Annotated in this window: 25 protein-coding genes; 13 read left to right on the top strand and 12 right to left on the bottom strand. The window is 58.2% G+C overall.

The genetic code is table 11. The features are described 5' to 3' along the window. Positions 1–155 precede the first annotated feature (155 nt). The 3 genes from K5Q35_RS11225 to K5Q35_RS11215 all read left to right on the top strand — a co-directional run bounded on the left by K5Q35_RS11225 (position 156) and on the right by K5Q35_RS11215 (position 2,452). On the top strand, positions 156–827 hold the full coding sequence (locus tag K5Q35_RS11225) for a hypothetical protein (RefSeq protein WP_013962230.1): 672 nt from the start codon (positions 156–158) through the stop codon (positions 825–827). Between the two features lie 78 nt (positions 828–905). Continuing rightward, complete coding sequence (locus tag K5Q35_RS11220) at positions 906–1,874, top strand: aldose epimerase family protein (protein WP_220799624.1); 969 nt, start codon at positions 906–908, stop codon at positions 1,872–1,874. Between the two features lie 227 nt (positions 1,875–2,101). Beyond that, a complete protein-coding gene (locus tag K5Q35_RS11215) occupies positions 2,102–2,452 on the top strand; it encodes a TfoX/Sxy family DNA transformation protein (protein ID WP_013962232.1) in 351 nt (116 codons plus the stop codon). A 27-nt stretch (positions 2,453–2,479) separates the two neighbouring features. Here the strand turns inward: K5Q35_RS11215 and ndk are convergent, their stop codons facing one another. Continuing rightward, positions 2,480–2,902, bottom strand: a complete 423-nt coding sequence (ndk, locus tag K5Q35_RS11210) for a nucleoside-diphosphate kinase (protein WP_220799623.1) — start codon at positions 2,900–2,902, stop codon at positions 2,480–2,482. 140 nt (positions 2,903–3,042) lie between these two features. Between ndk and K5Q35_RS11205 the strand changes: the two genes are divergently transcribed. After that, the gene (locus K5Q35_RS11205) at positions 3,043–4,905 is read left to right on the top strand and encodes an ABC-F family ATP-binding cassette domain-containing protein (protein WP_220799622.1); all 1,863 of its coding nucleotides are present in this window, start codon (positions 3,043–3,045) and stop codon (positions 4,903–4,905) included. Here the strand turns inward: K5Q35_RS11205 and bchJ are convergent. Then, positions 4,902–5,543: a bacteriochlorophyll 4-vinyl reductase gene (gene bchJ, locus K5Q35_RS11200; protein WP_220799621.1), complete on the bottom strand. Its 642-nt coding sequence runs from the start codon at positions 5,541–5,543 to the stop codon at positions 4,902–4,904. The two genes, K5Q35_RS11205 and bchJ, sit on opposite strands and share 4 nt — an antisense overlap. Beyond that, positions 5,536–5,739, bottom strand: a complete 204-nt coding sequence (locus K5Q35_RS11195; RefSeq protein WP_148264350.1) for a hypothetical protein — start codon at positions 5,737–5,739, stop codon at positions 5,536–5,538. Before K5Q35_RS11195 ends, bchJ begins: the two co-directional genes overlap by 8 nt. Before the next feature lie 49 nt (positions 5,740–5,788). On the opposite strand from K5Q35_RS11195, the gene K5Q35_RS11190 reads away from it, so the two are divergent. Beyond that, positions 5,789–6,421 (top strand): MarC family protein, encoded by a 633-nt coding sequence (locus K5Q35_RS11190; RefSeq protein ID WP_013962237.1) that lies wholly within the window; start codon positions 5,789–5,791, stop codon positions 6,419–6,421. Between the two features lie 51 nt (positions 6,422–6,472). Then, a complete protein-coding gene (locus K5Q35_RS11185; protein ID WP_220799620.1) occupies positions 6,473–7,054 on the top strand; it encodes a TIGR02281 family clan AA aspartic protease in 582 nt (193 codons plus the stop codon). Here the strand turns inward: K5Q35_RS11185 and K5Q35_RS11180 are convergent. Together K5Q35_RS11180 and K5Q35_RS11175 are read right to left on the bottom strand one after the other, a co-directional pair. Continuing rightward, complete coding sequence (locus tag K5Q35_RS11180; RefSeq protein ID WP_220799619.1) at positions 7,051–7,518, bottom strand: DNA polymerase III subunit chi; 468 nt, start codon at positions 7,516–7,518, stop codon at positions 7,051–7,053. The two genes, K5Q35_RS11185 and K5Q35_RS11180, sit on opposite strands and share 4 nt — an antisense overlap. 4 nt (positions 7,519–7,522) lie before the next feature. Then, positions 7,523–8,995 carry a leucyl aminopeptidase gene (locus K5Q35_RS11175; RefSeq protein ID WP_220799618.1) on the bottom strand — a complete coding sequence of 491 codons (1,473 nt, stop codon included), beginning with the start codon at positions 8,993–8,995 and terminating at the stop codon, positions 7,523–7,525. Between the two features lie 137 nt (positions 8,996–9,132). Between K5Q35_RS11175 and lptF the strand changes: the two genes are divergently transcribed. The 6 genes from lptF to rsmA are packed head-to-tail and all read left to right on the top strand — an operon-like array spanning position 9,133 to position 16,549. Further along, complete coding sequence (lptF, locus tag K5Q35_RS11170; RefSeq protein WP_220799617.1) at positions 9,133–10,260, top strand: LPS export ABC transporter permease LptF; 1,128 nt, start codon at positions 9,133–9,135, stop codon at positions 10,258–10,260. Beyond that, positions 10,257–11,354, top strand: a complete 1,098-nt coding sequence (lptG, locus tag K5Q35_RS11165) for an LPS export ABC transporter permease LptG (RefSeq protein WP_220799616.1) — start codon at positions 10,257–10,259, stop codon at positions 11,352–11,354. The genes lptF and lptG overlap by 4 nt, the downstream gene beginning before the upstream one ends. Beyond that, positions 11,351–13,474 (top strand): LPS-assembly protein LptD, encoded by a 2,124-nt coding sequence (locus K5Q35_RS11160; protein WP_220799615.1) that lies wholly within the window; start codon positions 11,351–11,353, stop codon positions 13,472–13,474. Before lptG ends, K5Q35_RS11160 begins: the two co-directional genes overlap by 4 nt. A gap of 7 nt (positions 13,475–13,481) precedes the next feature. Further along, positions 13,482–14,702 carry a peptidylprolyl isomerase gene (locus K5Q35_RS11155; protein ID WP_220799614.1) on the top strand — a complete coding sequence of 407 codons (1,221 nt, stop codon included), beginning with the start codon at positions 13,482–13,484 and terminating at the stop codon, positions 14,700–14,702. After that, complete coding sequence (gene pdxA / locus K5Q35_RS11150; RefSeq protein WP_220799613.1) at positions 14,699–15,679, top strand: 4-hydroxythreonine-4-phosphate dehydrogenase PdxA; 981 nt, start codon at positions 14,699–14,701, stop codon at positions 15,677–15,679. Before K5Q35_RS11155 ends, pdxA begins: the two co-directional genes overlap by 4 nt. 27 nt (positions 15,680–15,706) lie before the next feature. Further along, positions 15,707–16,549 carry a 16S rRNA (adenine(1518)-N(6)/adenine(1519)-N(6))-dimethyltransferase RsmA gene (gene rsmA / locus K5Q35_RS11145; protein ID WP_220799612.1) on the top strand — a complete coding sequence of 281 codons (843 nt, stop codon included), beginning with the start codon at positions 15,707–15,709 and terminating at the stop codon, positions 16,547–16,549. A gap of 14 nt (positions 16,550–16,563) precedes the next feature. On the opposite strand, the gene K5Q35_RS11140 is transcribed toward rsmA, so the two are convergent. From K5Q35_RS11140 to prfA, 3 genes are all read right to left on the bottom strand, one after another. Continuing rightward, positions 16,564–17,124: a DUF4167 domain-containing protein gene (locus tag K5Q35_RS11140; RefSeq protein ID WP_220799611.1), complete on the bottom strand. Its 561-nt coding sequence runs from the start codon at positions 17,122–17,124 to the stop codon at positions 16,564–16,566. Between the two features lie 223 nt (positions 17,125–17,347). After that, a complete protein-coding gene (gene prmC, locus K5Q35_RS11135) occupies positions 17,348–18,181 on the bottom strand; it encodes a peptide chain release factor N(5)-glutamine methyltransferase (RefSeq protein WP_259650525.1) in 834 nt (277 codons plus the stop codon). Then, entirely contained in the window at positions 18,178–19,233 is a 1,056-nt protein-coding gene (gene prfA, locus K5Q35_RS11130; protein ID WP_013962250.1) for a peptide chain release factor 1, read from the bottom strand. The genes prmC and prfA overlap by 4 nt, the downstream gene beginning before the upstream one ends. Positions 19,234–19,295: 62 nt before the next feature. Between prfA and K5Q35_RS11125 the strand changes: the two genes are divergently transcribed. Beyond that, complete coding sequence (locus K5Q35_RS11125) at positions 19,296–19,583, top strand: hypothetical protein (protein ID WP_220799610.1); 288 nt, start codon at positions 19,296–19,298, stop codon at positions 19,581–19,583. On the opposite strand, the gene K5Q35_RS11120 is transcribed toward K5Q35_RS11125, so the two are convergent. Genes K5Q35_RS11120 through K5Q35_RS11105 form a run of 4 tightly spaced genes read right to left on the bottom strand, consistent with a single transcriptional unit; the run spans position 19,527 to position 23,059 of the window. After that, entirely contained in the window at positions 19,527–19,928 is a 402-nt protein-coding gene (locus K5Q35_RS11120) for a DUF1499 domain-containing protein (RefSeq protein ID WP_220799609.1), read from the bottom strand. The genes K5Q35_RS11125 and K5Q35_RS11120 overlap by 57 nt on opposite strands. 39 nt (positions 19,929–19,967) lie before the next feature. Then, positions 19,968–20,918, bottom strand: a complete 951-nt coding sequence (gene speB / locus K5Q35_RS11115) for an agmatinase (RefSeq protein WP_220799608.1) — start codon at positions 20,916–20,918, stop codon at positions 19,968–19,970. Further along, positions 20,918–21,886, bottom strand: coding sequence for an agmatinase (speB, locus tag K5Q35_RS11110; RefSeq protein WP_220799607.1), 969 nt, complete (start codon positions 21,884–21,886; stop codon positions 20,918–20,920). The genes speB (K5Q35_RS11115) and speB (K5Q35_RS11110) overlap by 1 nt, the downstream gene beginning before the upstream one ends. 3 nt (positions 21,887–21,889) lie before the next feature. Continuing rightward, complete coding sequence (locus K5Q35_RS11105; RefSeq protein ID WP_220799606.1) at positions 21,890–23,059, bottom strand: M20 aminoacylase family protein; 1,170 nt, start codon at positions 23,057–23,059, stop codon at positions 21,890–21,892. Positions 23,060–23,106 lie beyond the last annotated feature (47 nt).

Genomic DNA, 23,106 nt, shown 5'->3' with positions numbered 1-23,106 from the left:
AGCACTGCCGCTCAACTACTACAGAGTATTTTTATACCTGTAAATTCAGCGCCTTGGCCCACACGCAACAGGCACCGTACGGTGCGTTTACACTCCCTGCATGCCAGCCACGCATATTAACCCCATAAATTTATGAAAAAGAGAGGTGCAAGTTCATGGAAACTTTACCTGAGATTCAATCGATCCGGTCTGATCTGTCAGATCGAACGCTAACACTGAATTTGACTTTAAAAACCGCTGAAGAAGTGTCCGTACGATCCTGCGAAGTGATTGGCCGGAATTTTCGAAACCGGGTCTCGTTTCAAGAGACAAGCGAATTGGGCGACATTCTCGTACACCGGCTCAGCGATGCCATCAAATCAAGCCTGAAAACCCTTTCGGCAGGGGCACAGGTCCTGTCGCTTCCGGACTTTCTGATTGAACTGCCCGGTCTCGCGCTTGCGGGCGCTCATGTCATGGTCATGGAAGCGAAGGACGGCGTACGCAATGCGATCTTCCGGTTCACTGAGTTCATGGGCACAATCAATAATGCCTTCAAACTGGATATCGGGTTTAGCGAACCCTATGCGACACACAGTGAGAAACTTGCGGTCAACATTCTGGAGGAGATCTGCCTGCCGATCCTGAATCTGTGTCGCGCCTTCGACATGCTCAACACGACGCAGGACCGGGCATTTGCCAAGGCAATCAGCGACAAGGCGATGGAATTCGAGTTTCAGACGGAATTGCTCAAACGCTTCATTTCAAATGCAAGTGTGGACCGCGACAATGCCCTGAGAGACCGCGCATATCTATCCGACATGGATCAGGGCTGGATGATCAGATGACGCTCCAACGCATGAGGCGTGGTATCTGATTTGCACAACGCATAGACTTCAGGCGTGACCGCATGAGAGGCTCGCCACATGATAACTTTGCGCTCCGCATCCCTGTCCGCTCAAGTCCTGCCCTTCGGTGCGACGTTGGCGGGACTTTGGTACAATGGGCACCCGCACAGTCTTGTGATCGGTTCAACCGACGCAGATGCATATGCGGAGAAACTGCGCTATTTCGGCGCCGTGATCGGCCCCATCGCCAACCGGATTTCCGGCGCTACGCTTTGCATCGATAGTGCCACCTGCAAGATGGAGCCGAATGAAGGCAGCAGTTGTCTGCACAGCGGGGCCGACGGGCTGCATGCGCGCGACTGGACGGTCGTCCGGCAATCCCCTTCTGCTGTCTCATTGCGGTGCTTTCTGCGTGATGGGGCAAACGGGTTGCCGGGCAATCGGACGGTCAATGTGGACTACAGCCTGACGGATGCAGGCCATCTCATTCTGGAAATGACTGCGAGCAGCGACCGCACAACGGGCATCAACCTCGCACATCACCCCTATTGGAACCTTGGCACTTGCGAAACGGTGAAAGATCACCGTCTGACGATCTATGCAGATAAATACCTGCCCGTGGATGCGCACACCCTGCCGACGGGAGAGATCTCACCTGTCTCGGGCACGGCATATGATTTTCAAATGGGGCGACTTGTCCCGACAGGTCAAACGCTGGATGCAAATTTATGTCTTGCCGAAACGCGGCGAGACCACCCCACACCAGCAGCGCGCCTGAGCGGGCCATCCGGGCTGATGCTACAGATCGATACGACCGAACCCGGCTTGCAGGTGTACAATGGAAGCGGGCTAAATGATATCAAAATTTCTCTGCATGATCAACGGGTTTTGCAACCCTTCTCAGGTATCGCATTAGAACCGCAAGCCTGGCCTGACGCGCCACGGCACAGCGCCTTTCCCAGCATTATTCTACGCGTGGGTGAAACATACCGGCAAAAAACCACCTATCGCATTTGGGACGAATTGAACCAAATCGCCACAGTCTGAACACAGACCTGACGCTCGATTGGCAAACCTGACGTTAAGTCTGTGGCGGTATCTTTGTTGTGTTAACGATGGGAATCAGTTTCATGCCGACCGAACCAAAACAACCGCAAACACCGCCCCCCACCACGGGAAGCACGCCGCCACCACCACCGCCGATTACTGATTACGCCAGTATTTGACGTTCTGCGACCATAGCGCCTGCGGCCAATTGCCGGTAGTATCCTGCAATGACTTCCCCGATCTCATCCATCAGAAACCTCGGCCCCGCCTTCGAGGCTGGCTGCGCGAGAGCAGGCATTCACACCGCCGAACAGGTCCGGGCACTTGGGGCAGATGCAACCTATGCCGCACTGTTGCGCGCGGGAACGCAACCCCATTTCATCGGATATTACGTGTTGGTCATGGGGCTTCAGGATCGCCCATGGAATGACTGCAAGGGTGCTGAGAAAAAAGCTTTGCGCGCCCGGTTTGACGCCATCAAAGCCGAGGCATTTGATCAGGGCGGCGCCGAGTTTGAACGGCAGATGAATCAAATTGGCGTGCTGAAGCCCACAAAAAAGGGCCAGCGCACGCGCTGACCCTTGTCGCTGAATAAGCCGGGCGGTTTAGCCAACCAATTCCATGCCGGAAAAGAAATACGCAATCTCTTCTGCGGCCGTTTCAGGTGCGTCTGATCCGTGTACCGAATTTTCGCCAACGCTTTCGGCGAACTCCGCGCGGATGGTGCCGGGCGCTGCATCCGCAGGGTTTGTGGCCCCCATGACTTCGCGGTTTTTGGCAATGGCCCCTTCGCCTTCCAAAACCTGCACGACAACCGGCTCTGACGCCATGAATTCGCACAATTCATCATAAAACGGGCGCTCGGAATGCACTGCATAGAACACGCCGGCCTGCGCCTTGGTCATGTGGATGCGTTTTTGTGCAACGATGCGCAGTCCCGCATCTTCAAATTTTGCATTGATCTTTCCGGTGAGGTTGCGGCGTGTCGCGTCCGGTTTGATGATCGAAAATGTGCGCTCAAGGGCCATGATAGGTCTCCTGCAAGGGGTTTGATTTGCGGCGCATCTATCACGCGCCCTGCTTGCCGAAAAGACCTTAATTCAGTCTGTGTCCCCTGATTGCAGGAGGCACATTGACATGCCCGCGACAGTCGTTCAGTGCAAGGCGCATGTTACGTATAAACGACATCAGCTATTCGATTGAGGGTCGCCCTCTTTTCGACGGGGCCAGCGCCGTCATTCCCAATGGTCACAAGGTGGGCCTTGTCGGACGAAACGGGGCTGGCAAAACGACATTGTTCAAACTAATCCGCGGTGAACTTTCGTTGGATGGAGGTGATCTGTCGCTGCCCACGCGCGCGAAGATCGGCGGCGTTGCTCAAGAAGTCCCTTCGTCTGAGACATCGCTTTTGAACACCGTGCTCGAAGCCGATACCGAACGCGCGGCCCTGCTGCACGAAGCGGAAGAGGCCAGCGACCCGACCCGTATCTCGGAAATCCAGACGCGTCTGGCCGATATTGATGCCTGGTCCGCCGAAGGGCGCGCGGCAACGATCCTCAAGGGGTTGGGTTTTGATGACGATGAGCAACTGAAACCCTGTTCCGATTTTTCCGGTGGCTGGCGGATGCGTGTCGCACTGGCGGCGGTTTTATTTGCCCAACCCGATCTGTTGCTGCTCGATGAGCCGACGAACTATCTGGATCTCGAAGGCGCGCTGTGGCTGGAGGCCTATCTGGCCAAATACCCGCATACGGTCATCATCATCAGCCACGACCGGGGTCTGTTGAACCGGGCGGTGGGCGCTATCCTGCATCTGGATGAACGCAAGCTGACGTTTTATCAGGGCCCCTACGATCAGTTTGCCCGCCAACGCGCCGAACAGCGTGCCCTGCAAGCGGCCATGGCCAAGAAACAGCAAGCGCGCCGTGACCACATGCAATCCTTTGTCGACAGGTTCAAAGCAAAGGCCTCAAAGGCCAAACAGGCGCAGTCCCGTCTGAAAATGATTGAAAAAATGGATATGATCGCAAGCCCCGAACAGGTGGCCAAGCGGGTCTTTACCTTCCCTGAACCCGAAGAGCTGTCGCCGCCAATCATTTCCATCGAAGGCGGTGCGGTGGGCTATACCGATACGCCTGTGCTCAACCGTCTGAACCTGCGCATTGATCAGGATGACCGGATCGCGCTTTTGGGCCGGAATGGACAGGGTAAATCGACGCTGTCGAAGCTTTTGTCTGATCGGCTGGTGCTGATGCAGGGCAAAGCGGTCAAGGCCAACAAGCTGCGGATCGGGTTTTTCGCGCAGCATCAGGTCGAAGAGTTGCATGTCAAGGAAACACCGCTGCAACATATGATTTCGGCCCGTCCCGGCATTCTGCACTCGAAACTGCGCGCGCAGATGGCAGGGTTTGGCCTGGGCCCCGAGCAGGCGGAAACCGAAGTCGGTCGCCTGTCAGGTGGTCAAAAGGCGCGGCTCTCGCTGCTTTTGGCAACACTTGATGCACCGCATTTGCTGATCCTCGACGAACCAACGAACCACCTCGACATCGAAAGCCGCGAAGCGCTCGTGGAGGCGCTGACTGCTTATTCCGGCGCTGTTATTCTGGTCAGCCACGACATGCATTTGCTGTCGATGGTCGCGGATCGCCTCTGGCTGGTGTCAGACGGAACCGTGACGCCCTATGACGACGACCTCGACAGCTATCGCAAGATGCTGCTGACACCTACGAAACCCGTCAGCAAGACTTCAAAAAAACCAACCGCCGCCCCGGCGACCAAAGGATTGTCGCGCGACGAAATGCTGGCCCTGCGTGCCGACGCGCGCAAATCCGAAGCCCGCGTTGAAAAGCTGAATGATATGCGCGACAAGCTCGCCAAGAAACTCGCCGACCCCGATCTTTATGAGGACGCAAAGCGCGGTGAACTGGCAGTCTGGAACAAGAAATACGCTGAGGTGATGGACGCGTTGGAACGCGCCGAAGGCATGTGGATGGCCGCCCTCGAAAAATTGGAAAAGACAGGTGCTGCCTAAAGTTGCAGCCCTTTGAAATGGCCCGTCGGTCTGTCGCGGCTCACCACAAAATGGCACAGTTCGGCTCCAAGCGCGCAGCATGAAACCTCTTTGCAATAATAGGGGCGACCAAGGACCAAGCTGAACAGTTCGGCAAATACTGCGGCGTGCCAAATGCACCGATGTGGTGGCTGTGTGACCTTATCCGCAAGTGGGTTTTCACGCAGTAAAAAATCGATTTCTCCATTCTCACGTCTGGTATCAAGCGCGCCTGAACCGCAAAATGTCCATGCATGGTCTGAGATGGCTTTGGTCAGCATTCTTTCCGCCCAAACGCGTGGCAGGATACGCAGCATAACCCGAGCGGCCTTGGGGATACGGTTTGCCGCAATGTAGCGCGCGGTGCCGACCCCGGCCCGGTCTGACAGTGTTCCTGCCTGCTCGGGGAAGAGTCGCCACATCGTATGATGCACGCGCCCAACATCCTCTTGCGGCACCATTTCTTTACCCGATGGCATCGCCACACGGGTTATCTTCAGTATCTGCGCCAACGCGCCCTGCCCCAACATACGATCAAGCGGCTCTTCCAATTGCAAAATCGCATTGGGCCCGATGCGCGGCGACTTTCTCAGTGGCTCGTTAACAGACATGTCAGCCATGGATATCCTCCGGTTTGCGAAGCGACAGATGGCCAAACCAAACGTGCCCCAATCCCGCAAGCGGTGCACGTCGGTCTGTCACCTGATGCATGGGCAGCATTTTACACCGTCCCGGCACAGCCTGAATGACATGGATCAAGTCGGTGTCATTGATCCCCGAATTTCGGTTTCGCGTCACATGTTCCTTTGCTTTCACGGCGCGACTCCCGTAGGGATCGCGACGGTTACGGTTTTGGGGCGCTCGCATGATTGTTGATACAGCTTTTCTGATTACCGCTTTTGTCACCATGTTCGTGGTCATTGATCCGATTGGTCTGGCCCCACTTTTCGTTGCGCTGACACATGGCATGTCGGATCAGGCGAGGCGCAGGATCGCGCTGCGGGCTACAATTATCGCTGTCGTCATTTTGCTGGCTTTCGCAGCCTTTGGCGAAGCCCTGTTGAATTTTATCGGCATTTCCATGCCTGCCTTCCGTGTTGCAGGGGGTGTGCTCTTGTTCCTCACCGCGCTGGACATGTTGTTTGAGCGGCGCACAAAGCGGCGCGAGGATCGCTCCGAAGAAGACGACAGCGACGATCCTTCCGTTTTCCCACTGGCAATTCCCCTGATCGCAGGGCCGGGTTCTATCGCGTCGGTTATCCTGTTGATGGGCCAGCGCCCAGGGCTGGAAGGCGCGGTGATGGTCCTTGGCGCAACCGGTCTCGTGATGCTGATCGTGCTGGCGTTTTTCATGATCAGCGGCCCGATTGGGCGGGCACTGGGTAAAACGGGTATCACGGTAGTCACGCGTCTGCTGGGCATGCTGCTCGCGGCCCTGTCCGTTCAATTCGTGCTGGAGGGTCTTGCGGCATTCGGCTTTGGCCCCGGACCGGGCTGACAATTTCCAACCAAGGCTTATATACAGATCTAACGCATTGGGAGAATGTCAGTGGACAGCTTCGATACCGGGCAGCTTATTTATCTGATCTTGCTGGGCCTCATGGTTAGCGGGTGGTTTTTCATGCAAGGTCGCGGGTCGTGGAACAAGACACTGCAGCAGGCCGCCGCCTGGGCGTTCATTTTCGGCGGTGCGATTGTTGCTTACGGGCTGTGGGATGATATCTCGCGCACCGTCCTGCCGCAGCAATCGGTCTTTGCGGATGAAAACCGGATCGTCGTGCCGCGCAGTCCGAACGGGCACTACTACATCGAAGCAGAGGTCAACGGCGCCCCTGTGCGCTTCGTTCTGGATACGGGTGCCACGTCACTTGTCCTGACCCAGAAAGATGCAGAAGCCGCCGGTTTGTTGCGCGATGAACTGACCTATTATGGCCGCGCTATGACTGCAAACGGCGAAGTGCGCACCGCCCCTGTCCGGCTCGACACTATGAAGCTGGGGCATGTGACCGACAGAGACGTCGTGGCGGTTGTGAATGAGGGCGAGATGAACAATTCGCTGCTTGGCATGACCTATTTGCAGAAATGGGGCAAAATCCAGATCGCGGATAACATGCTGACGCTGATGCGTTAACCGGCTTTGGTTTCGGCCTTTTTCTGCCAAGACCCACTTTCCTCGGACCAGTATTCCGCAGCGGCTCCGGCCTTTTTCAACGTGCTCCACTGGCCCCGTGCGATGTCAAGCGCCTGCGGATCGTTGCCATCAAACAGCACGCAAACGCGGTCCAATTGTGCGACCTCATCCGCTGCGACATCGGCCCCGTCAACCGACATGACGCAGGTGGCCGCATTCGGAATGTCCAGCGTCGTGCTCAGCAGAATTGGCTGACGCGCATCATGCGCACCGCCCGCCAGACCATGCGGCAGAAAGCTGTCGTCCGCCCCCTGCCACAGTTTTTCATCCAGCAATGCCATCCGGTCAGGCCGCGTGCCGCGCACGACCACACGCCAACCCGCACCTGTTGCTTTGCCAAGCAACATCATCAGCGTGTCTTCCATGGGACGCCGCGTCAAATGATAGAACATGGCCTTGCCCACGGAGTTACTCTCCTTCGAAACGATCCGCGACCAGACGGTCGAGCGCGCGCACACCCCAGCCCGTGGCCCCTTTGGGCGCATAGTCCGTTTCGGATTTGACGGAGGCGACACCCGCAATATCAAGGTGAATCCACGGCACACCGTCTTTGACAAAACGCTGAATGAACTGCGCCGCTGTTACCGACCCGGCCGCGCGGCCCCCGATATTTTTCATGTCCGCAATGGGCGATTTCAACATATCGTCATAGGCCTGCCCCAAGGGCATCCGCCACGCGCCTTCGCCCTCTGCCTCGGCCGATTTCAGGAACGCGTTGCACAGCGTGTCATCATTGGAAAACACGCCCGCATTTTCGTGACCCAACCCGACGATGATCGCCCCGGTCAGGGTCGCCAGATCAATCATTGCAGCCGGTTCAAACCGTTCCTGCGTATACCATATCGCGTCACACAGCACCAAGCGCCCCTCGGCATCGGTGTTGAGGATTTCCACAGTATCGCCTTTCATCGAGGTAACAACATCACCGGGACGGATCGCATTCCCCGACGGCATATTTTCCACAAGACCGACGATGCCCACCACATTGGCCTTGGCTTTACGCAATGCCAGTGCGCGCATGACACCCGCCACGGTGCCCGCACCGCCCATGTCCATCGTCATATCTTCCATGCCTGCTGCCGGCTTGAGGCTGATGCCACCGGTGTCAAACACCACGCCCTTGCCGACCAGCGCCAGGGGGGCATCCCCTTTTGCCCCGCCATTCCATTGCATCACAACGACCTTGGAGGGGCTGTCCGAACCCTGACCAACGGCAAGCAGCGTGCGCATGCCCAGTTTCGCCAGTTCATCTTCTTCAAGCACTTCGACCTTTAGACCGATGCTTTCCATTGCCGCAAGGCGGTCTGCAAACTCCGTGGTGGTCAAAACATTGGCAGGCTCGCTGACCAGATCACGGGTAAAGAAGGTCCCCTCCGCGATCGCCAGCAACGGCTGAGCCGCCGCGGATACAGCCGCCGGATCGTTGCACATCACATGGATGCTGCCTGCTTTCGCATCGGCGCCGGTCTTGTGATCCTGAAACCGATAATCGCGCAGTACAGCACCCAGCATGATTTCTGCGGCCCACTTCGAGTTTCCTGTCGCCAGCAATACCTCTGCCTTGCCCCGGTTGCGCCCGATTGCGGCACCCGCTGCGCGCGCCTTGTGCACAGTTGTTGAGCGCGGAACACACATGACATCCACCGCCTCTGCGGCCATGCCCGCCGGATAGGCCAGCGTAAAAACACTGCCCGGTTTCAAACCTGCCTCGGCCTTGGCCTCCAGTGCGCGCTTCAGCGCCCCTTTGGTCAGACGATTCACACGACGCCCCGCCACATCCATGCGCCCGGTGTCGTCAACAATGATCGAGACACGCCCGGCATGATCGGCCAAACGCTCAATATCAGTTTCAAAAAAGGTCACAGGGGTGGGCGTCGTCATATCATTAGCCTTCTTTTCATGGATTACGCTCAAGGACGTAGCGCGCCTGACCCGCAAAGACCAGATAGCAGTTTTACCGCAGCGCGCTTTGGTCTAACGTGACGCCAAGAATTCAAAACGCGTAAGAGGGAATCGGAGTGGTCAGACTCGACAGATACATGCTGTCGCAACTTCTGGTTCTATTTGGCTTCTTTGCGCTGGTGCTGGTTGCCATTCTCTGGATCAATCGCGGCGTATCCCTGTTTGACCAACTGATCAGCGACGGGCAATCTGCCCTTGTTTTCCTTGAATTCACCGCATTGGGGTTGCCGAAATTGATCACGACGGTGCTGCCCATCGCGACTTTTGCCGCCGCAGTTTATGTCACCAACCGCATGAACAACGAAAGCGAGTTGACGGTGTTACAGGCCACGGGTTCCGGCCCTGTGCGACTGGCCCGCCCGGTTCTTGTTTTTGGAGTGATCGTGTTTTTGATGGCCTCTGTTTTGCATCATGTGCTGATGCCCCTGGCCCAACAGCAATTGGGCCATCGGCAAAACGAAATCGCACAGAATGCGACCTCTCGGCTTTTGACCGAAGGGCGGTTTCTGCATCCGTCTGAGGGCGTTACTTTTTACACGCAGCAGATCGATGACGACGGTGTTTTGCGGGACGTGTTTTTGTCGGACCGGCGACGCGCTGAAGAGGGAGTTATTTACACCGCAGCCCACGCGTACCTGATCCGAGATGAAGACCGCACATCGTTGATCATGGTGGATGGCCTCGCGCAGCGGTTGACGACCGCAACGGATCGTCTGGCCACGGCGAACTTCCGGGATTTTTCCTTTGATATCTCAGCGCTGGTGCAAAATGATGTCAGCCAACGGCTCGATCCCGACAGGATGACGACTTTCCAGTTGCTGACCCCGTGGGATCAATTGTCACGAGAAACAGGGCGCAGTATCGGCACAATCAGTCAGAGCTTTCACGCGCGCATCGCAGACCCGCTGTTTTGTATCGTTGCCGCCCTGATCGGGTTTTCGACCCTGATGATCGGCGGGTTCTCGCGCTTTGGCGTCTGGCGCGAAGTCGCTTTTGCCTTCGTGCTGCTTGTCGCGATCGACGGGGTGCGCAGCACGCTGCAAAGCCCGGTGCGGCGGGACCCGGAACTCTGGCCCCTGCTCTATTTGCCCACTTTCATCAGCGCGCTGCTCGTGATTGCGATGCTGTGGATTGCCGCCCGGCCACGGGGCGCTTTCCTGCGCCTTCTGCGGAGGCGCGCATGATCCTCCATCTATATTTCGCGCGCCGCTTTGCATCTTGGCTGATGATCGCATTTATCGCGCTCTTTGCGCTGATCGCCTTGGTGGATCTGGTGGATCAAACACGACGTTTCGCAGATCGGGGTGTTAGTGCGACCGGCATTTTCGAACTCGTCATCCTCAACACCCCGCAAACGATCAGCCAGATCTTGCCCTTGATCGTCCTGCTGGCCACCGTCGCGTTTTTCCTGAGCCTTGCACGCTCTTCCGAACTGATTGCCACGCGGGCCTCTGGCCGCTCCGCGATGGGGGCCTTGATCGCGCCGGTTGGCGTTGTGATTGTGCTGGGCACGCTGGCCACCACAACCCTGAACCCCATCGTGGCCGCCACCTCCAAAAAATACAACGAGTTATCGCAGACCTACAGGACGGGCGGCGGGTCAACCTTTTCCATTTCTACCGAAGGGCTGTGGCTGCGTCAGGGAACAGATGACGGACAGATGGTGATCAGGGCATGGCGATCAAACCCGGATGCTTCGGTTCTGTTTGACGTCACGTTTCTGGCGTATGAAGTGATCGGCACCCCGGTGCGCCGCATTCACGCCGATAGCGCGGAGCTGAAAGACGGCGCGTGGCTGTTGCGCAACGTCAAAGACTGGCCTTTGGCGCGCGGCATCAATTCAGAAGGCAATGCGACAGAACACCGGAGCCTCACGATCCCGTCCAGCCTGACGGTTGAGCGTATTCGCGAAAGTTTCGGGCACCCCAGTACGATTTCGATCTGGGAGATGAACGATTTTATCAAACAGCTGAACCAGGCCGGGTTCTCGTCGCTGCAACACCGCGTCTGGCTGCAATCGGAATTGGCCCGGCCCCTGTTTCTGGTCGCCATGGTGCTGATCGCAAGTGCATTCACCATGCGCCATACCAGATTTGGCGGCACCGGGGTTGCTGTTCTTGCGGCGGTGCTGCTGGGCTTTGCGCTCTATTTCGTGCGCAGTTTCGGGCTGATCCTTGGCGAGAACGGCCAGTTGCCTGTTTACCTCGCCGCATGGGCACCGCCGATTGCGTCGGTTTTACTCGCCTTCGGGCCGCTGCTACATGCAGAGGATGGATGATGCGACGCGTTTTACTCACTCTCGTTTTGGCGCTGTTGCCCTGCCTTGCGACCGCTCAGCGGGCAGAAACACCACGCCCTGCCACACTGGTTGCCGATGAGATATTCATTGCCGCCGACCGCGAATTGATCGCACGTGGCAACGTCGAAGCGCTACAGGGGCAAACCCGCCTGCAGGCGGACGAAATCCGCTATGATCGCGTCACCGGTGCGCTGACCATTGTCGGCCCCATTCGAATACAGGACGGCGACAGCATCACCGTCCTCGCCAATGCGGCTGAATTGGACGCCACGCTCCAGACCGGACTGCTGAGCGGGGCGCGGATGGTGATCAATCAACAACTCCAGCTGGCCAGCGGGCAAATGGAGCGCGTCAATGAGCGCTACAGCCAGTTGTATCGCACCGCCGTCACCTCCTGCGATGTCTGTGATGACGGCAAACCACCCCTTTGGCAGATCAGAGCGCGGCGCGTGATCCATGACCGTCAGGAACGCCAGATCTATTTTGAAGACGCGCAGTTTCGCATCCGCAACGTGCCGGTGTTCTATTTTCCGCGCCTGCGGCTACCGGACCCAACGGTTGAACGCGCCACCGGTTTCTTGATCCCGTCGCTGGTCAGCACATCAGAACTGGGGCTGGGCATAAAGGTCCCCTATTTCATCGCGCTGGAAGATGACCGCGATCTGACCATAACGCCCTATGTCTCAAGCAGAACGCGAACAGTTGAGATGCGCTACAGGCAGGCATTCGTAAACGGTGACATCGAATTTGACTGGGCCATCAGCCGCGACGATGAAAGGCCCGGAGAGACGCGCGCCTACCTGTTTGGCGACGGGTCCTTTGACCTTCGCAATGATTTCAAACTAAACTTCGACATCGAGCTTACATCGGACGACGACTATCTGCAGGACTATGGGTATTCCGGCAAAGACCGGTTGGACAGCCAGATCAGCGTCAGCCGCGCCAGAAAAGACGAATACACCGCGGCGAGCCTTATCGGCTACAAATCCCTGCGCGACAACGAACAGAATTCGACCATACCCACCATTGTCGGCGATATTTTCTACCAGCGGCGGTTTTTTCCGGCAGCCACCGGAGGCGAGTTGCGCTTTACCGTCAATGGGCACAACCACATCAGATATTCGGACAGGGACATCATCGGGCGCGACGTCTCCCGCGTGAACACAGAGGCCGAATGGCTGCGGGGCTGGTCCCTGCCCGGCGGCTTGCGTGCGGAAACCCGGTTGGGGGTTGCCGCCGATATCTTCAACATCACGCAAGACAGCAGCACAAATCAGAACCAATCGCAGGTTTCCCCCTTCAGCACGGTGGCTTTGCGCTATCCGATGACCCGCGTGGATAACAGTGGGGCCACACAGTTTCTTGAACCCATCGCACAGCTTGCATGGACAGGCTCCACCCAGCTGGACATTCCCAATGAAGAAAGCACGCTGGTAGATTTTGATGACGGCAACCTTCTGGCTCTGTCCCGCTTCCCAAGCCCCGACCGGCGCGAGCGCGGCGGGGTGGGTGCCTATGGCGTGAACTGGTCCCGCTTTGCGCTGTCAGGCTGGGAGAGCGCGCTGACCGTGGGCCAGGTGATGCGCAACGACGAAGACGAAAACTTCACCGATGCCTCGGGTCTTTCTGGGCTGCAGTCAGATTACCTCGTGGCCGGACAAATCAAAACGCTCAACGGGTGGGCCGTCACCGCGCGCACACTTTTTGACGATAGTTTCAACTTCAGCAAGGCCGAGGTGCGCGGGTCTTTCGATCACAGGCTCGGCGATGTCGGCGGCAGCTATCTGTGGCTGACGCGTGACGCGCAGGAAAGCCGCTTCATCGATACGTCGGAACTGTTCCTTGATGGCTCCTTCATCGTGGACCGCAATTGGCGTGCCAAAGCGGATTGGCGCTATGACCTGATTGCCGATCGCGCCTCGAACGCAGGGCTTAGCCTGACTTACTTTAACGAATGCGTGGAAATCGACTTTTCCGTGCGCCGCCGATATACCTCCTCAACAGGTATTGAGCCTTCTACCAGTTTCGGCTTATCCATCGGTCTGTCGGGTTTTTCGGCCAAACGGGGAACGGACACTTATGCCAAAACATGCGGGTGACAGACAGATGATCCGAATAAAAGAGTTTTGTACCGTGCTGATGGTCTGCGCTACATGCAGTTTTGCTGTACCGCTCGGCGCGCAAAGTCTGTTCAGTCCGGTCATTGAGGTCAATGATGGAGTCATCACCGAGTTTGAAATCGAGCAGCGTCAGCAGTTTCTGATATTATTGAATGCGCCAGGCTCAAGCCGGCAAGCCGTGATTGAAGAACTGATCAACGAACGCCTGCGCGCGCAGGCCGTTGCAAACGCGGGTCTGGAACTCTCGGACGCTGCAATGCAGGACGGCATGATTGAATTCGCGGGTCGGGTGAACCTTGGCGTGGATGAATTCAAGACCGTGCTTGAGGAAAACGGGATCGCCGCCACAACCTTCGAAGATTTCGTTCGTTTCGGGGTGTCATGGCGCGATTTCATCGCTGCCCGCTTTGGCCCGCGTTTGCAGGTCTCTGAAGAAGAAATCGATCAGGCGCTTGGCAGCACCAATGGGGCCAGTAACATTCAGGTGCTGGTGTCCGAAATCATCATCCCCGCACCGCCCGCACGCGCCCTCGAAGTACAGGAAGTGGCAGAGCAGATCGCCACCACGACCTCAGTGGAAGAATTCTCCGATTATGCGCGGCGGTTTTCAGCGACGGCCACGCGCGATCAGGGCGGACGGTTGGAATGGCAAGCGCTCAGCAATCTGCCGCCAAGCCTGCGTCCGCTGCTGTTGGGTCTGGCGCCGGGCGAAGTTACGGAACCGCTGAACATCCCTGAAGCTGTGGCATTGTTTCAACTGCGTGACATTCGCGAGACCGGTGCGTCAACGCCTGAGTATGCCGCAATCGACTATGCGGTCTATTACATTGCGGGCGGGCGCACTCCGTCAGGCCTTGCGCAAGCGGCCAAAATCGAGGCGCAGGTCGATGTTTGTGACGACCTATATGGCGTGGCACAGGGCCAGCCGCCGGAGGTCCTAGAACGGGGCAGCAAACCACCGTCTGAGATACCGACGGACATCGCGCTTGAACTCAGCAAGCTTGATCCCGGAGAGACCTCGATCGCCCTGACGCGGTCAGAGGGTCAAACGCTGCTCTTTTTGATGATGTGCGGTCGAACGGCTGCCGCCAATGAAGATGTCGGTCGTGACGAGGCGGCAAATGCTTTGCGCGGCGGCAGACTTAACGCGATTGCAGAGAGCTTTCTGGAACAGCTGCGCGCGGACGCCAGAATTCGCGTCCAATGACCCCCGTGACGGGCCCCGTGCTGATGAGTTGCGGTGAACCGGCCGGGATTGGTCCGGAAATTGCGGTAGCTGCATGGGACGCCCTCAAGGGGACAATCCCACTGGCATGGATGGGTGATCCACGCCACCTGCCTGCGGGCACGCGGTTTACGGCAATCACACACCCGCGCGAGATTGCCGAGGTCGACGCGCATGCGCTGCCCGTTCTGGTCCATACATTTGCCGCACCGACGACCCCGGGCCGCCCCGACCCTGCCAATGCGCAAGGCGTGATCGACGTGATCGCGGCCTGCGTCGGGTGGGTACAGGATGGGGCTGCCGCAGCCCTGTGCACCGCCCCTATTCACAAAAAGGCGCTGATTGATGGCGCTGATTTCCAACACCCCGGACATACGGAGCTTTTACAGGCGCTGGCAGGCGGCACGTCACGCGCGGTCATGATGCTGGCCAGTGATACGCTGCGTGTGGTGCCGACAACAATCCATATTGCCCTTGAAGACGTCCCCCAAGCCCTGACACCAGAGTTGCTCCGCGAAACGATTACCATCACGCACAACGCGCTGCGCTCACAATTCGGCATAAAAACGCCACGGATCGCAGTTGCTGGCCTGAACCCGCACGCGGGCGAAGGTGGCGCGATGGGCATGCAGGAACAGGACTGGATTGGCGATGTGATCGACACGCTTGCCGCAACCGGGATGAACATCCGCGGCCCCCTGCCCGCAGACACGATGTTTCATGCCCGCGCCCGCGAGGGGTACGACGTCGCAGTCGCGATGTATCATGATCAGGCGCTCATTCCGATCAAGACGCTCGATTTTGATCGCGGCGTCAATGTCACGCTCGGCCTGCCTTTTATCCGCACGTCACCAGATCATGGGACGGCCTTTGACATTGCGGGCAAGGGCATCGCCAACCCGACAAGTATGATCGAAGCGATCAAGCTGGCCGCGCATATGGCGGGCCAACATGTCTGAGACCCTGCGCGGTGGGCGCGCCCACCTATGACCACGATAGACAACCTGCCCCCCTTGCGCAGCGTGATCCGTGATCATGATCTGTCGGCGCGCAAATCAATGGGACAGAATTTTCTGCTGGATTTGAACCTGACGGCCAAGATTGCGCGTCAGGCCGGCGATCTGAGCGCCTGCGATGTGTTGGAGATCGGCCCGGGGCCCGGTGGTCTGACGCGCGGGCTTTTGGCGCAGGGTGCGCGACGTGTGCTCGCGATTGAGAAAGACGCCCGCTGCCTGCCTGCTCTTGCGGAAATCGCCGCGGCCTATCCCGGGCGGCTGGAGGTCGTGAACGGGGATGCCCTTGAGATCGACCCGCTGAGTGCTTTGACCCCGCCCATCCGCGTAGCCGCCAACCTGCCTTATAACGTGGGCACGGAGCTTTTGGTGCGCTGGCTTACGCCAGAAACATGGCCACCCTATTGGCAGAGCCTGACGCTGATGTTCCAGCGTGAGGTGGCCGAACGTATTGTCGCAAAACCCGGCAGCAAAGCCTATGGGCGCCTTGCCATTCTAGCGCAATGGCGCGCGGATGCTCAGATTGTGATGCAACTGCCACCCGAAGCCTTTACACCGCCGCCGAAAGTTTCGAGCAGCGTTGTGCATATCACCGCCCTGCCCGCGCCACGATATCCTGCGGATCCGAATGTTTTGAGCAAAGTGGTCGCGATGGCCTTCAATCAGCGGCGCAAAATGCTGCGCGCGGCGTTAAAGGGGTTGGGCCCGGATATTGAGGACAGGCTTCAGGCGGCAGGCATCAAACCTACCGAACGCGCAGAACGCGTCAGCCTGGAAGGGTTTTGTGCATTGGCCCGCGCCGTGGCTGCCAAGTAACCAAAGGTCACAGGTTATTCTGCGGCCTTTGGCGCGTCATCTCCGCCAGATGCAGGCGGTGTGCTTTCGCTGCTTTCATCCGTTGCAGGTGCAGGTTTTGCACGTGGCTTGCGACGTGGCGCGCGTTTCGGCTTGGGCTGGCTTTCCGGTGTCTCAACCAAGCCGCTCTCAACTTCCTGTTCCGGCGCTTCAACCACCGGCTGTTCGACCACAGCAGCGGCATTTGCAGCATCCCGTTCCTGCCGCTCGGCACGTTCACGATCGCGCTCGGCCTGCCGTTCTCTGTTCTGACGCTCCTGCTCTTCACGCCGCGCGTCGATCTCGCGCTGCGCCTCGCTGAGCATACGTGTGTAGTGTTCGGCGTGCTGTTGAAAATTCTCCGCCGCAACCCGGTCGTTGCTCAATTGTGCATCCCGCGTCAGCTGATTGTATTTTTCGATGATCTGCTGGGGCGTGCCGCGTACCTTACCCTCTGGACCAGAGCTGTCAAAGACGCGGTTGACGACGTTGCCGCCCTGATTACTGGACCTGTTGCGGTTGCCCTTTGAACGGGAGCGTGATCGCGATGATTTCATGAAGTTTGCTCAGCCTTCGTGCTGTTAATCGTAGGGCCGGATGTGCTTATGGAGTTTCTCAAATCCGGGATTTCGATATGTTGGGCATAATGCCGCGCGGGACCGCCATAACAAAGCATCCACCGCTGCAACGTCTTTGAATAACCACGACAAGCGCGTCCCTGCAAGAGTAAAACCCGAAAAACCTAAAATTTCGTCAGTTTTGGTACAGTTCTGGCGGAATTCACCCAGGTTTTGACGCGCTGACAATCCTGTCACGTCCCCCAAGATCAGGGAGAATCGATAACTCACCCCACCCCTGCGCTTCGAAAATGTCACGCACGGACGACGCCTGTTGCCACCCGGTTTCTACCAGCACGCGACCTTCCGCGCTCAGGTATCCCTGTGCCTCGGCGGCGATCACGCGGTACGCCGTCAACCCATCTGCTTCGTCCGTCAGAGCCAAGCGCGGTTCGTGATCACGCAACTCTGGTTGCACCTGCGACATTTCACTCGCTGCGAGATATGGCGGGTTGGAAACGATCAAGTCAAACCGGCCCTCCACCGCGTCAAACCAGTCCGATTTCAGCACCCGAACACGATCCGCAACCTCATGCAGCACCGCGTTCGCACTGGCTTGCAGGCACGCAGCCTCACTGATGTCGATGGCAACGCCCTTTGCATCAGGTCGTTCCGCCAAAAGCGTCACGATCAGGCACCCCGACCCGACGCCCAGATCCAGCACATCACTGAAGGGCGCAGACAGCGCCGCCTCAATCAGGCTTTCAGTTTCTGGCCTTGGATCAAGCACTTCACGCGTGATGTTAAAGCGGCGTCCGTAGAATTCACGCGATCCGATCAATTGGGATACGGGCACACGCACTGCACGCAATGACACCAGATGATCGTAGCGGTCAATGATATCTGCGGCCATGTCTTCCGGTGCAATCAGCGTCACGCGCGCGGCATCCACCTGCGCGGCATGGGCCAGTAGCACACGCGCATCCCGGGCCGGATCCGGCACACCAGCTGCCCGCAGACGTGCCATGGCAGCCACCATCGCCTCTGCGGCGGTCATTGTCCCATGTCCGCCATCAGCTGCGCCTGCGCATGCGCCGTCAAAGCATCGATGATTTCATCCAGATCGCCTTGCAGAATGGCATCGAGCCGATAAAGCGTCAGATTGATGCGATGATCCGTCATGCGCCCCTGCGGGAAATTATAGGTCCGGATGCGTTCCGACCGATCGCCGGAGCCGACCTGTGCCGCCCGATCCGCCGAGCGTTCATCATCCACGCGGCTGCGCTCAAGATCGTAAAGGCGCGCTTTGAGCACCTGCATCGCGATTTCGCGGTTGCGGTGTTGCGACTTTTCGGAACTCGTGACCACCAGCCCGGTGGGCAGATGGGTAATGCGCACGGCAGAATCCGTGGTGTTCACATGCTGTCCCCCCGCACCGGACGAGCGCATGGTGTCGATCCGCAGATCGTTCGCCTCGATATGAATGTCGACGTCTTCGGCTTCCGGCAGGACAGCGACCGTTGCCGCCGACGTGTGAATACGCCCGCCGCTTTCCGTGCTCGGCACCCGCTGCACCCGGTGCACGCCGCTTTCGTATTTCAGCCGGGCAAAGACATCCGCGCCTTTGATATGCGCGACTACCTCCTTGATCCCGCCAAGTTCGGTTTCCTGCAATTCGATCACATCGACCTTCCAACCCTGCGTCTCGGCATAGCGTTGGTACATGCGAAACAGATCACCGGCGAACAAGGCCGCCTCATCCCCGCCGGTGCCCGGCCGGATTTCAAGCATGGCCGGTTTTGCATCGGCCTTGTCCTTGGGCAAGAGCGCCAGTTGCAGCGCAGCCTCAGCCTGCGGCAGGGCGGATTTGAGCCGCGGAATTTCTTCTTCGGCCAGCGGCGCCATATCGGGATCCCCCAGCATCTCGGCCGCATCTTCCAGATCGTTCAGTAATTGCTGATAGGCGCTGATCTGTTCAACAACAGGGCGCAGATCCGAATACTCTTTGGCCAGCGTCGCGATATCGCCGCCACCATCCCCTGTGGACATGGCGGCTTCCAGATATTGGAACCGTTCGGTAATCTGGCGAAGTCTGTCAAGCGGGATCATCGTGCTGAAATCCGATATTGAATGCTATTGGTCAAGGCCCGTTTTCATGATAGATTATCGCCATGATACGATTTGCTTTCGCTCTTGCGTTTTTAGCCCTGCCCGCCGGTGCTGATATCACTTATCCCAGCGGTAAAACAGTGGATTGCTATTGTACCGATCGCGGTGGCGCACGCATCGAACTGGGCGAGACGATTTGCTTGCAGGTCGATGGGCGCATGTTCATGGCGCAGTGTCAGATGTCGCTGAATGTGCCGATGTGGCGCGAGGTTGAACAGGGATGCCTGTCCTCTTCACTGGAGCGCGGCGATCAGCCCCTCCAGTCGTTCCCGGTTGACCCCCAAATCTGATTGGCCATATCGCAGGCGGGCGTGGGCTTTCAACGAGCCGTCCGCATATTCCACTGTGGTGTAGTCGGGAAACCCAAAGACCTGCGAACGCGTAATGTAGGTGATGCGCCCCTCGTCCAATGACCCCGCAAGCGCCTTGGTGCGCGGCAAAGCAGCCATATAGGCATCCGCTGCGGCGAATGTCTCGGGCGTCGCTGCGATCACGCGCAAAGCATCCCCTGCACCGTCAGCGTCCTGAGTGCCCGCTACCGGCACATGCCAGTTGCTTATATCGCCCTGCGACAGGCGCACGTATGCCAGCGCACAGACAACGATGATCAGGCCAAACCCTAAAAACATGCGCATATCTTCCCTCTTTTCTACCTCGGCTCGAAGCCTATACCCTCAGCGATAGTCGACGCCGGGCAAAACACATATAAGCTCGAAAAGAAGATTTGCGCCCACCAACGCGGTATTGCCGCTGGCATCATAGGGCGGCGAGACCTCCACAAGGTCACAGCCGACGATATTCAGCCCCCTCAACGCCCGGATCAGTTCCATGGCTTGCGGGGTTGTAAGACCGCCGATCTCAGGCGTGCCCGTGCCGGGCGCAAAGGCCGGGTCCAGACTGTCGATGTCATAGGTGACGTAGACAGGTGTTTTCGATCCAATGTCGCGGCGGATCTCACCGCCCAGACCGGTGAGGCTGCGGTGCCAAAGCTCCTGTGCCGGAAACTGCTGAAAGCCCCACCCCTGCGCCTCGGCAAAATCATCTGCCGTGTACCCCGTGCCACGCAAGCCGACCTGATAGGTTTTTTCGGGCAGGATCAGGCCTTCTTCGTAGGCGCGGCGAAAGACGGTGCCATGGGTTTCCCTTTCGCCAAACATTTCATCGTTTACATCGGCATGGGCATCCACGTGAATAAGGGCGACGGGGCCATGACGCTTATGCATGGCCCGCAAGATCGGCAATGTGATCGAATGATCCCCACCGATGGCCACTGGCATCGCGTCATAGTTCAGGATGGCATGGTAGCTTTCCTCAACGATCTTGAGGCTCTTGGCCAGCGAGAACGTATTGATGGCCAGATCGCCGATATCTGCCACCTGCAGGCTGTCAAAGGGGGCCGCGCCCGTTCCCATGTTATAGGGCCGTATCATCGCGCTTTCGGCGCGCACCTCTTTGGGCCCAAACCGCGTGCCCGACCGCCAGGATGTGCCGATATCCATCGGAATACCAACAATGGCCACATCCAGCCCCTTGAGATCATTGACCATGGGCAAGCGCATAAAACTGTTCGGGCCGGAAAAGCGCGCCAGATCGTTCCCGCTGATCGGTTGGTTTTTTTCTGCCATCACGCACCGCCTCGCATTTTCCAGCCCAAAAGGCACAGTATTTCTGTTGCCACATGCGCGCCTGCTATAGCGGTTGCCCCTGTGGTGTCAAAGGGCGGTGAAACCTCTACAATATCGCCGCCAACGATGTTTATACCCGCCAGATCACGCAGAATGGCGGCCGCCTGCGCCGAGGTCAGCCCACCCCACACGGGCGTGCCTGTGCCCGGCGCGTAGGCCGGATCAAGCGCGTCGATATCGAAGGTCAGATAGGCGGGATTATCCCCCAGCACCTCTTTGATTTTCGCGACGGTGGCTTCCGGTCCGATGCGGTGAACTTCGCGCGCATCAATCGTTGTTACCCCAAGCGTGTCTTCATTGGTGGTGCGGATACCCACCTGCACCGACGTGGCCGGATCGACGATGCCTTGCTTGATGGCTTTGTAGACGAAAGTACCGTGATCAATGCGGCTTTCCTCGTCATCCGGCCAGCTGTCTGAATGGGCATCAAACTGCAACAGGCTGATGGGGCCGTATTTCTCTGCATAGGCCTTGAGGATCGGATAGGTCACATAGTGATCCCCCCCCAGCGTGACGGTCGGCACATCTGCTGCGAGAATGGTGCCGATATGCGCCTTCAGCGTTTCGGGAAAGGCCGCGACATTCCCATAGTCAAAGGCCATATCGCCGTAATCAATGATCGCAAATTCGCTCAGCACATCAAATGGCCACCCGTAGGGCGGATCGTAGGGTTGCAGCGCGCTGGCCTCGCGGATGGCGCGCGGCCCCAGACGGGTGCCCGGGCGATTGGTCACCGCCTGATCAAAGGGCACGCCCGTTATTGCGATATCGGCAAGCGACAGATCCTTGGTGTATTTACGGCGCAGAAATGACGTGGCCCCGCCGAATGCATTCTCAAAACTCGCACCCTTGAGATCATCGCGCGTAAAGGCGTGGTCTATTTCGGTCTTGGCATCTTCCAGTCCCATGTGTCAGGCACCTGAAACCGGCTGTGCATGCTCGACAAGGCGCGCAAAGAACGACGCGCCAATCGGGGCGATCTCATCGTTGAAATTGTACTTGGGGTGATGCACACCCGCGCCCTCCCCCTGCCCCAGCATGAGGTAGGCACCCGGCCGTTTTTCCAGCATGTAGGAAAAATCCTCAGCCCCCATCACCGGCTCTGTCGCGCTATTTACCGCCCCATCCCCTGCAATTTCACGGGCCACGTGCACGGCAAAGGCGGCTTTATCCGCATCATTGACCGTGGGAGGATAGCCAAACTCGAACTCAAGACGGGCCTTTACCCCGAAACTGGCCGCCTGCCCCTGCACGATCTCCTCCATACGCTGCAAGACCATGGCCTGCACCGCTTTGTCAAAGGTGCGCACCGTCCCGTTTATATAACACGTCTCGGGGATCACGTTATCCGTGGTGCCCGTGTGTATCTGCGTGGTGGAAATCACCAGCGAATCGCGCGGGTTGCGGTTCCTGCTGACGATGGTCTGCAGGGCCTGCACGATGGAACAGGCCGCGACGACAGGATCAACGGAGTCATGCGGGCGCGCGGCATGTCCGCCCTTGCCCTCGATATGGATCGAGAAGGTATCCGCCGCCGCCATGATCGGCCCCGCGCAGGTGTTGAAACTGCCGAAATCCTTGCCCGGCGCGTTGTGGATCGCATAAACTTGCGCGATGTCGAAGGTCGTCATGATGCCCTCCTCGACCATCACCTCACCGCCCCCGCCAAATTCCTCGGCAGGCTGAAAGATCAGCGCGACACGCCCGGAAAAATTCCGCGTCTCGGCCAGATATTTGGCCGCGCCAAGTAACATGGCCGTATGCCCGTCATGACCGCAGGCATGCATTTTACCCGCATGGGTCGAGGCATAGTCAACGCCTGTTTCCTCCTCTATCGGCAGCGCATCCATGTCGGCGCGCAACCCGATCGTCGGCCCTGCGCCCTGCCCGTTGATGATGGCGACAATACCCGTCTTGGCGATCCCTTCATGGATTTCATCCATCCCGAATTCGCGCAGCCGCTCCGCCACAAAGGCGGAGGTTTTATGGCATTCCAGCCCAAGTTCGGGAATGGTGTGCAGGTGACGCCGCCAGGCAGTCATATCCGCGCTCATGTCAGCGATCCGATTAACGACGGGCATGCTCTGGACTCCTTGTCGAATGTTTTGTCAGGTGCATCTGACACCGA

It is taken from the genome of Roseobacter sp. OBYS 0001 (assembly GCF_019654895.1).
GTDB classification, from domain to species: Bacteria; Pseudomonadota; Alphaproteobacteria; order Rhodobacterales; family Rhodobacteraceae; genus Roseobacter; species Roseobacter litoralis.
This window is presented reverse-complemented; position numbering and strand designations above follow the sequence as displayed.

Bases quoted from the DNA above. Each gene is read 5' to 3' on its own strand.
- K5Q35_RS11225 (WP_013962230.1), top strand. From the start codon at position 156: ATGGAAACTTTACCTGAGATTCAATCGATCCGGTCTGATCTGTCAGAT.
- K5Q35_RS11220 (WP_220799624.1), top strand. From the start codon at position 906: ATGATAACTTTGCGCTCCGCATCCCTGTCCGCTCAAGTCCTGCCCTTC.
- K5Q35_RS11215 (WP_013962232.1), top strand. From the start codon at position 2,102: ATGACTTCCCCGATCTCATCCATCAGAAACCTCGGCCCCGCCTTCGAG.
- ndk (WP_220799623.1), bottom strand. From the start codon at position 2,902: ATGGCCCTTGAGCGCACATTTTCGATCATCAAACCGGACGCGACACGC.
- K5Q35_RS11205 (WP_220799622.1), top strand. From the start codon at position 3,043: ATGTTACGTATAAACGACATCAGCTATTCGATTGAGGGTCGCCCTCTT.
- bchJ (WP_220799621.1), bottom strand. From the start codon at position 5,543: ATGGCTGACATGTCTGTTAACGAGCCACTGAGAAAGTCGCCGCGCATC.
- K5Q35_RS11190 (WP_013962237.1), top strand. From the start codon at position 5,789: ATGATTGTTGATACAGCTTTTCTGATTACCGCTTTTGTCACCATGTTC.
- K5Q35_RS11175 (WP_220799618.1), bottom strand. From the start codon at position 8,995: ATGACGACGCCCACCCCTGTGACCTTTTTTGAAACTGATATTGAGCGT.
- lptG (WP_220799616.1), top strand. From the start codon at position 10,257: ATGATCCTCCATCTATATTTCGCGCGCCGCTTTGCATCTTGGCTGATG.
- K5Q35_RS11160 (WP_220799615.1), top strand. From the start codon at position 11,351: ATGATGCGACGCGTTTTACTCACTCTCGTTTTGGCGCTGTTGCCCTGC.
- K5Q35_RS11155 (WP_220799614.1), top strand. From the start codon at position 13,482: ATGATCCGAATAAAAGAGTTTTGTACCGTGCTGATGGTCTGCGCTACA.
- pdxA (WP_220799613.1), top strand. From the start codon at position 14,699: ATGACCCCCGTGACGGGCCCCGTGCTGATGAGTTGCGGTGAACCGGCC.
- rsmA (WP_220799612.1), top strand. From the start codon at position 15,707: ATGACCACGATAGACAACCTGCCCCCCTTGCGCAGCGTGATCCGTGAT.
- K5Q35_RS11140 (WP_220799611.1), bottom strand. From the start codon at position 17,124: ATGAAATCATCGCGATCACGCTCCCGTTCAAAGGGCAACCGCAACAGG.
- prmC (WP_259650525.1), bottom strand. From the start codon at position 18,181: ATGACCGCCGCAGAGGCGATGGTGGCTGCCATGGCACGTCTGCGGGCA.
- prfA (WP_013962250.1), bottom strand. From the start codon at position 19,233: ATGATCCCGCTTGACAGACTTCGCCAGATTACCGAACGGTTCCAATAT.
- K5Q35_RS11125 (WP_220799610.1), top strand. From the start codon at position 19,296: ATGATACGATTTGCTTTCGCTCTTGCGTTTTTAGCCCTGCCCGCCGGT.
- K5Q35_RS11120 (WP_220799609.1), bottom strand. From the start codon at position 19,928: ATGCGCATGTTTTTAGGGTTTGGCCTGATCATCGTTGTCTGTGCGCTG.
- speB (WP_220799608.1), bottom strand. From the start codon at position 20,918: ATGGCAGAAAAAAACCAACCGATCAGCGGGAACGATCTGGCGCGCTTT.
- speB (WP_220799607.1), bottom strand. From the start codon at position 21,886: ATGGGACTGGAAGATGCCAAGACCGAAATAGACCACGCCTTTACGCGC.
- K5Q35_RS11105 (WP_220799606.1), bottom strand. From the start codon at position 23,059: ATGCCCGTCGTTAATCGGATCGCTGACATGAGCGCGGATATGACTGCC.